General features: G+C 73.5%; 5 protein-coding genes. 1 reads left to right on the forward strand and 4 read right to left on the reverse strand.

Going from position 1 to position 6,635, the window contains the following annotated elements; all coding sequences use genetic code 11:
• The coding region (locus D7W79_RS44015) for a hypothetical protein (RefSeq protein ID WP_120529937.1) at positions 1–584 on the forward strand (584 nt) is incomplete at its 5' end.
• A gap of 30 nt (positions 585–614) precedes the next feature.
• Here the strand turns inward: D7W79_RS44015 and D7W79_RS36730 are convergent.
• The 4 genes from D7W79_RS36730 to D7W79_RS36745 all read right to left on the reverse strand — a co-directional run.
• The gene (locus tag D7W79_RS36730) at positions 615–2,165 is read right to left on the reverse strand and encodes a DUF4388 domain-containing protein (RefSeq protein ID WP_120529938.1); all 1,551 of its coding nucleotides are present in this window, start codon (positions 2,163–2,165) and stop codon (positions 615–617) included.
• 14 nt (positions 2,166–2,179) lie between these two features.
• Complete coding sequence (locus tag D7W79_RS36735; protein WP_120529940.1) at positions 2,180–2,998, reverse strand: tetratricopeptide repeat protein; 819 nt, start codon at positions 2,996–2,998, stop codon at positions 2,180–2,182.
• A gap of 29 nt (positions 2,999–3,027) precedes the next feature.
• A complete protein-coding gene (hemW, locus tag D7W79_RS36740) occupies positions 3,028–4,233 on the reverse strand; it encodes a radical SAM family heme chaperone HemW (RefSeq protein WP_120529939.1) in 1,206 nt (401 codons plus the stop codon).
• 13 nt (positions 4,234–4,246) lie between these two features.
• Positions 4,247–6,635, reverse strand: a 2,389-nt coding sequence (locus D7W79_RS36745) for a coiled-coil domain-containing protein (protein WP_120529941.1), incomplete at its 5' end; no start/stop codon positions are given.

The following is a 6,635-nucleotide window of genomic DNA, read 5'->3' on the forward strand; positions in this document are numbered from 1 at the left end:
GTGGGACGGGTGGGGGCACCAACACCGGCAAGTCCCTGGGGCCGGGCCTGGGCTTTTCGAAGGATGACCCGACGGGGCAGGCCTTCACGCTGCCGGCGGGGCTGACGCTGGAGAGCCCCATCATCGCCTGGTCGCCGGAGAACCCGGTGGACTGCGACGAGAAGTACTCGGACGAGGCCAAGGGCACCGGCGAGGAGGTGCGGGTGTGCCTCATCTTCCGCAACACCACGAACGCGCCCATCACCGTGACGCTGCCGCCGGGGACCGTCCTCGTGGCGACCAACGACGACGTGCAGAACGGCATCACGGTGCAGACCATCACCATCGAGGTGCCGCCGGGCGAGCGCTACTTCGCCCCGATGTTCGCCTACTGCGCCAACCAGGACCGCTCCACGACGGGCCTGGGCGACCGGTACGTGCTGGGGCCCACCGTCCAGTACAAGGACTTCCAGGACATGTTCTCCCTGCTGGCGGGCAAGAAGCTCTCGCGTGAAGCCGCCGGTCACGTCCAGGGAGTGGTCCACCACGTGTCCCAGGGCGAGGGGCTGTCCGCCGCCGACCGCGCCCTCCTGCAGGGCCTGTAGCCCCGCACCGAGGCCTTCCGTCCGGCGGGCTCACTTCCGCCGGGCGATCTCCTGGATGAGCGCCACGTAGCGGCGCTGCTGGGGGTTCAGCTTGAAGGCCTTGCGGAGGGCGTCCTCCGCGAGCGCCCACTGGCCCTCGCCGCGGGCCACGTCGCCCAGGAAGGCCCAGCCCTCCTCCAGGCCGGGCTCCTGGCGCACCAGCTCCTGGAGCTCCTGGAGCGCGAGCCGGCCGTGCGCCTCCGGCTTCATCAGGTAACGCGCCCAGGCGCGGTGGGCCTGGTGCAGCGGCCGCGGGTCGATGTCGCAGGCGTATTCGAAGTACTCGAAGGCGCCCGCGAAGTTGCGCGCCTCCAGGCGCCGCTTGCCCTCGTCGAACTGGGTGGTGGCGTCCAGCAGGTCCGTGCGGATGCGGAACTGCTCCGCGGTGGAGGGCCGGCCGGTGCTGCTGCGCGCCTTCTCCCGCTGGGCCTGCCGGCGCTTCTTCCACAGCGCGTTCTGCTCCGGCTCCGACAGCGCGCCGTAGGCCCGCGCGTACGCGGCCAGCATCCCTTCCGCCTTCTCCTTCAGCTCCGCGGTGTGGAAGCGCAGCGGGGCGAAGCGGTCCGCGGCGGCGAGGAACGCCTTGCGCAGCGCTACCGGCTGCACGTCCTCCGGAACGTCCAGGAGCGCGAACGGATCCAGGCTGCGGTGGTTGAGGAACGCGCCCACCAGCGCGTTGCGCGCGGCCTCGTCCTCGTCCGCGAAGGGCGTGCCCGAGGGGGCCTGCGACGGCACGGGCACCGGCGTGGGGACGGGCTCTGGCACGTGGGCGGGAACGGCCGGGGCCTTCTGGGCCAGCTCCTGGGTCCGCGCGTCCACGTCCTCCACGAAGCCCGCCACGCCCAGCAGGCACAGCGCGTAGAGCCGGCGCAGCACGGCGTCCATGTCGAAGCCGGTGCGCTCCAGCAGCTCGTTGAAGGTGGGCCGCTGGCGCAGGGCCTGGAACAGGCGCGCGTCCTTGGAGGACAGCTTGGGGGCGGACTCCACGCCGGGCATCTGTCCGAAGCGGCGCTCGTCGGTGAAGGTGAAGTGCGTGGCGACGGTGTCGAAGGGCAGCTGCGTGGAGACGCCGGTGAGGATGAGCTGCGCGGTGTTGGCGCGCACGGTGGCGTCCGGGTTCTCCACGTCCGCGATGAGGCGGTACTTCGCGTCCGTCCAGCGGAAGCAGTCCAGCAGCTTGTGCGCCAGGTTCGCCTGGAGCTGCTTGTAGAGGTCGAAGGGGCTGATGAGCCCCTTCTGCACGAGCAGCGCGCCCAGCTGCAGGCCCGAGGACACGCTCTCCGCCAGGGCCTTCTGGTAGTCCGCCTCCGACAGGCGGCCCTTCTCCACCAGGTACTTGCCCAGCGTCTCGTGCAGGAGGTTGGAGTTGCACGCCACCGGCGCGCCGTCCTCGAAGGTGATGCGCTTCTCGCGCTGGCGCACCTTGAGCTCCAGCGTGCAGGTGCGCTCCTCCACCATCAGCGCGTGCAAGAGCAGCGGGAAGGGCGTGTCCGCCAGCAGGCCCTCGCGCTGGCGCAGCACCTGGGACGGCGGGGGGAACATGCGCGGAAAGCCTACTACTCCGCGTCGTCGCCGCCCATGTCGTCCGCGGCGTAGGGCTCGTCGTAGTAGGTGCCGTAGGGGCCGGCGGTGTCGTGCGTGGGCAGGTAGCGGGTCAGGTACGCCCCCACGCCCATCATCACCAGGGCCACGGCGGCGTACGTGAGCGGGCGGGACGGGCGCGCCCGGTAGGCCCACCAGCGGTCGCGGCGCTTCTGGAAGCGGGGGGCGATGGCGTACTCGCGCCAGGCGGCGTCGCGGGCCTCCTTCGCCTCCACGTCCAGCCCCTGCTTGTCCAGCGCGCGCGACAGGAGCACGCGGCCCTCCACGGAGCCCTGGCGCACCTGGAGGAAGCGCTCCAGGGCCTCGCGCGCGCCCTTGAAGTCGCCGCGCTGGAGGCGGAAGCGGCCGCGCTCCAGGTCGATGGAGCCCTGCCGGTAGTCGGCGTCCAGGCGCTCGGCCTCGGTGAGCAGCAGCTCGCCCCGGGGTGCGTCGCCCGCGCCCAGGTAGGCCACGCCCAGCAGGTAGAGGGTGTCCACGTCGTCGTCGCCCGCGTCCAGGTTGGGGCGCAGGAGGTCCACCGCCTCCTGGTAGCGCTTCTGGCCCACGCGGATGTCCGCCAGCTCCGCGCGGGCGCGGCGGTCGTGGGTGTTGGTGAGGATGGTGCCCGCGAGCTCGCCCGCGCGCTGCCATCGCTTGAAGGCGCGCAGGGGGCTGGGGAACAGCTGGAGCGTGAAGCGGTCCGCCGCGAACATCAGCACGGCCAGCAGCGCCAGCGACAGCAGCGGGCTGCCCGTCAGCATCGTGAGGCCCATCCACAAGAACCACTTGGTCAGCACGGTCGCATCATCCTTCCTGGAAACGCCTACAGCAGCCGCGCGCAGATGGCGCTGTGCACGTCCGCCCCCCGCTCCGTCAGGGCCAGCCTGCGGCCGTGGCGGGTGGCGAAGCCGTGGGCCACCAGCCGCTCCACCTCCGCGCGCCGGGGCTCCACGGGCTGGCCGTATCGCTCACAGACGGCCTCCCAGTCCACCCCCGACACCAGGCGCAGGCCCATGCTCAGCCGCTCGGCGAAGAGCTCCTCGGGGCCCAGGTCCTCGCGGCTGGCCTCCGGGAGCCTCCCCTCCTCCACCGTGCGCAGGTAGGCCTCCGGGCTCCGGAGGTTCACGTAGCGGTGGGCCTGGGGGGACAGCAGCATGCCGGTGGCGCCCACGCCCAGCGCCAGGTACTCGCCGCCGGTCCAGTACAGCGCGTTGTGCCGGGAGCTGAGGCCTTCGCGCGCGTGGTTGGACACCTCGTAGCGGGCGAGGCCGTGGGCGCCGTACACGTCGCGCACCACGCGGGCCATGGCCACCACGTCGTCGTCCTCCGGCAGGGAGAGTTCGCCGCGCTCCAGCTGCTTGGACAGCGGCGTGGACTCCGCCAGCACCTCGCGCTCCACCGTCAGCGCGTAGGTGGACAGGTGCTCCGGCTCCAGCGCCACCGCGCGGCGCGCGTCCGCCTCCACCTGCGCGAGCGTCTGGCCGTGCACGCCGTAGATGAAGTCCAGCGCCACCACGGGGAAGCCCGCCTTGCGCGCCGCCGCCACCGCGCCGTCCACCATGGCCGCGTCGTGCGCGCGGCCCAGCGCCTTCAGCGTCTCCGGCTGGAAGGACTGCACGCCCAGGGACAATCGGTTGATGCCCGCGGCGCGGTAGCCGGCGAAGCGCTCCGCGTCCGCGCGCTCCGGGTTGCCCTCCAGCGAGACCTCCAGACCGGGGGCGAGCGACAGGCGCGCGGCGATGCCCTCCAGCACGCGGGCCACGTAGCGGGGGTGCCACAGGGACGGCGTGCCGCCGCCCAGGAAGAGGGACTCCAGCGGCTTCGTGCGCAGCGAGGGATCCGCGGCGAGGCGCGCGTCCAGCTCCGCCAGCACCGCGTTGGCGTAGCGCTCCTCCGGCACCTGGCGCGCCACCGCCACCGCGAAGTCGCAGTAGGGGCACTTGGCCAGGCAGTAGGGGAAGTGCAGGTAGAGCCCGAAGCGGGCTGCCTGCATGCCCGTCAGGGGGTCCGTGGGCGCGGCGAAGGACATGGAGGTCCAACCTCTACTTCAGGGCCTTCAATTGCGCTTCCAGCCGCGCCACCTTCGCCTTGGTGCTGGCAGCCGATTCGAGCGCTGCCTCGGCCGCCATCAGCTTGCGCTTCATGGAGGCCACGTCCGCCTTGAGCTGATCGCGTTCGGCGACCACGTCCGCGGACGCACCCGCGCCCGAAGCAGGGGTCGCCGCGAGCTTCGCTTCGAGCGCCTGACGGGCGGCCTGCTCGGCCTTGAGCGAGGCCTGCGCCTGGGCGAGCTTCGCCTCCAGCGCGGCCGTCGCCGCATCCCCGGCCTGCGCGTCGGCTCCGCCAGATTTCGCCTGCTCCGCTTCGAGCGCGGCGCGGAGTTCCTCGAGCTGTGCCTCCAGCGCCGCCTTCACGCCCTGCTCCTCCAGGAGCGTGACGTCGGACTGCGCAAGCTTCGCCTCCAGCGCGGCCCGCTCCGCCTGCTCCGCTTCGAGCGCGGCACCGGACTGCGCGAGCTTCGCCTCCAGCAACGCCTTCGCGGCCTGCTCCGACTGGAGCGTGGCTCCGGACTGCGCGAGCTTCGCCTCCAGCGCGGCCTTCGCGGCGTCCAGGTCCTTCACGCGGGCTGCCTGGGCCTCGGCGATGCGCCGCTTGGACTCGGAGGCCTCCAGCGCGCCCTCCACCATCTTCACGCGCTGCTGGAGCCGGTCCACCTTGTCCGCTTCCGCGCGGGCGGCCTCCAACTGCTCGTTGAGCGCGGCCAGCTCCTCGCGCTGACCTTCATGTCCGGAGCTCAGCGCCTCGGCGCGGCCCTCGGCCTCGGCGATCGCCAGCCGCGCGTCCGCGGCCTCGGCTTCCACCGCCTCGCGGCGGGCGCGCTCCAGCGACAGCTCCTCCTGGGCCTTGGCGACCAGGGCCTGCTGGCGCTGCAATTCCGCCTCGCGCTGGCCGGCGGCCGTCTCCAGCATGGACACGCGCGCGGAGTAGCCCACGCGCTCCGCCTGCGTGGTGGCGAGCTTGCGCTCCACGGCGGCGAGCTGCTGCTGGTGCTCCTCACGCTCGGTCTGCACGGCCGCGGCCTGGGCGGTGAGCTCCGCGAGCTGGGCCTCCAGCGCGGCCACCTTCGCCTCGGCCGCGTGCACCCGGCCCTCGGCCTCGTGCACCGCCTCGCCGAGCGCCGCCGCGTCCGACTCCATCCGGTCGCGCAGCGAGACCTGTTCGACCTCCGTGGCCTCCAGCACCTCGCGCAGCGAGGCCAGCTCCGACTCGGCCATGCGCGCGCGGACTTCCGCGGCCTCGACCTCGGCGCGAGCGGCTTCGCGCGCCTGGGCCACTTCGGCCTCCAGCTCGCGCACGCGCGCCTGGAGCCGGGCGGCCTCCGCGGCACGGCCCTCCAGGGCACTTCGGAGCGAGGGCAGCTCCGCGGCCTCCGCCGTGCGCGCGGTGAGCGCGGCGCGCAGGCCCACCGCGTCCGCGTCCTTCAGCGCGAGCGTGCGCTCCAGCTCCGTCACCTGCGTCTGGAGCGTCTTGAGCCCGTCCTCCACCACCGCGAGCTGCCGGCGCGCGGCATCCCGCTCGCCCTCCAGCCCCTTCGCGTGGGCGTGCGCCTCCTCCAGCGAGCTGCGCGACCAGTCGCTCTCGCTCTCCAGGGCGCCCATCGCGCCCTTCGCCTCCGCGAGCGCCGTCTCCAGCTGGCTGATGGCCAGGGCCTGCGAGTCGCGCTCGGCGGTCAGCCGCTCCACGTCCGCGAGCACCGACTGGTACTGCTCCTGGACCGCCTCCAGCGCGCCCTGCGCCTCGGACTTGCCGGAGGCCAGCTCCGCCACGCGGTCCTGCGCGAGCCCCAGCGCCTCCTTCGCGCCGACCAGCTCCTCCGCCATCGCCCCGCGCGACTCGCGTTCGGCGTGGAGCTCCTCCGTCAGCCGGGGGACCTCCGACTCCACCTCCGCCAGCGCGCGAGAGAGGTCCTTGCGGTCCGCCTCCGACGCGGCGAGTTCCGCCTCCAGCGAGTCGATCTTCGCCTGGGCCAGCTGCAGCCGCTGCTCGTCCTGCGGCGACCGCGCCGGAGCGCCCGCGCCGCCGCCTTCCTTGCGCGCCTTCTCCAGCGCGGCCTTCAGCTGCGTCACCTCGCCCTCGCGCTCGGCGTACAGCGCGCGCGCCCGGGCCAGGGTCTCCGTCTTCTGCTTCAGGATGCCCCGGAAGAACTCCAGCTTGTCCTCCGGCGAGCCCCCCATGGGCAGCCGGGGCTCGGCGGGCTCCGCGAAGGGGTCTCCCTTGCCGGGGCTGCGCGCCGCGGCCGCCGGGGAGGGCGGCGTGGTCGTGGGCAACCCGCCACCACCGATGGGCGCGGGGGTCGCTGGAACCCGGGCGGCCGGAGCGGCGGCGGGCCTGGCGGCCGGGTCAGCGGGCAAGCCTGCGGCGGGCCGGCGG

It is taken from the genome of Corallococcus exercitus, assembly GCF_003611585.1.
GTDB lineage: Bacteria > Myxococcota > Myxococcia > Myxococcales > Myxococcaceae > Corallococcus > Corallococcus exercitus.

Excerpts from the sequence above, each read along its gene's own strand:
- hemW (WP_120529939.1), bottom strand. The coding sequence starts at position 4,233 with ATGTCCTTCGCCGCGCCCACGGACCCCCTGACGGGCATGCAGGCAGCC.
- D7W79_RS36730 (WP_120529938.1), bottom strand. The coding sequence starts at position 2,165 with ATGTTCCCCCCGCCGTCCCAGGTGCTGCGCCAGCGCGAGGGCCTGCTG.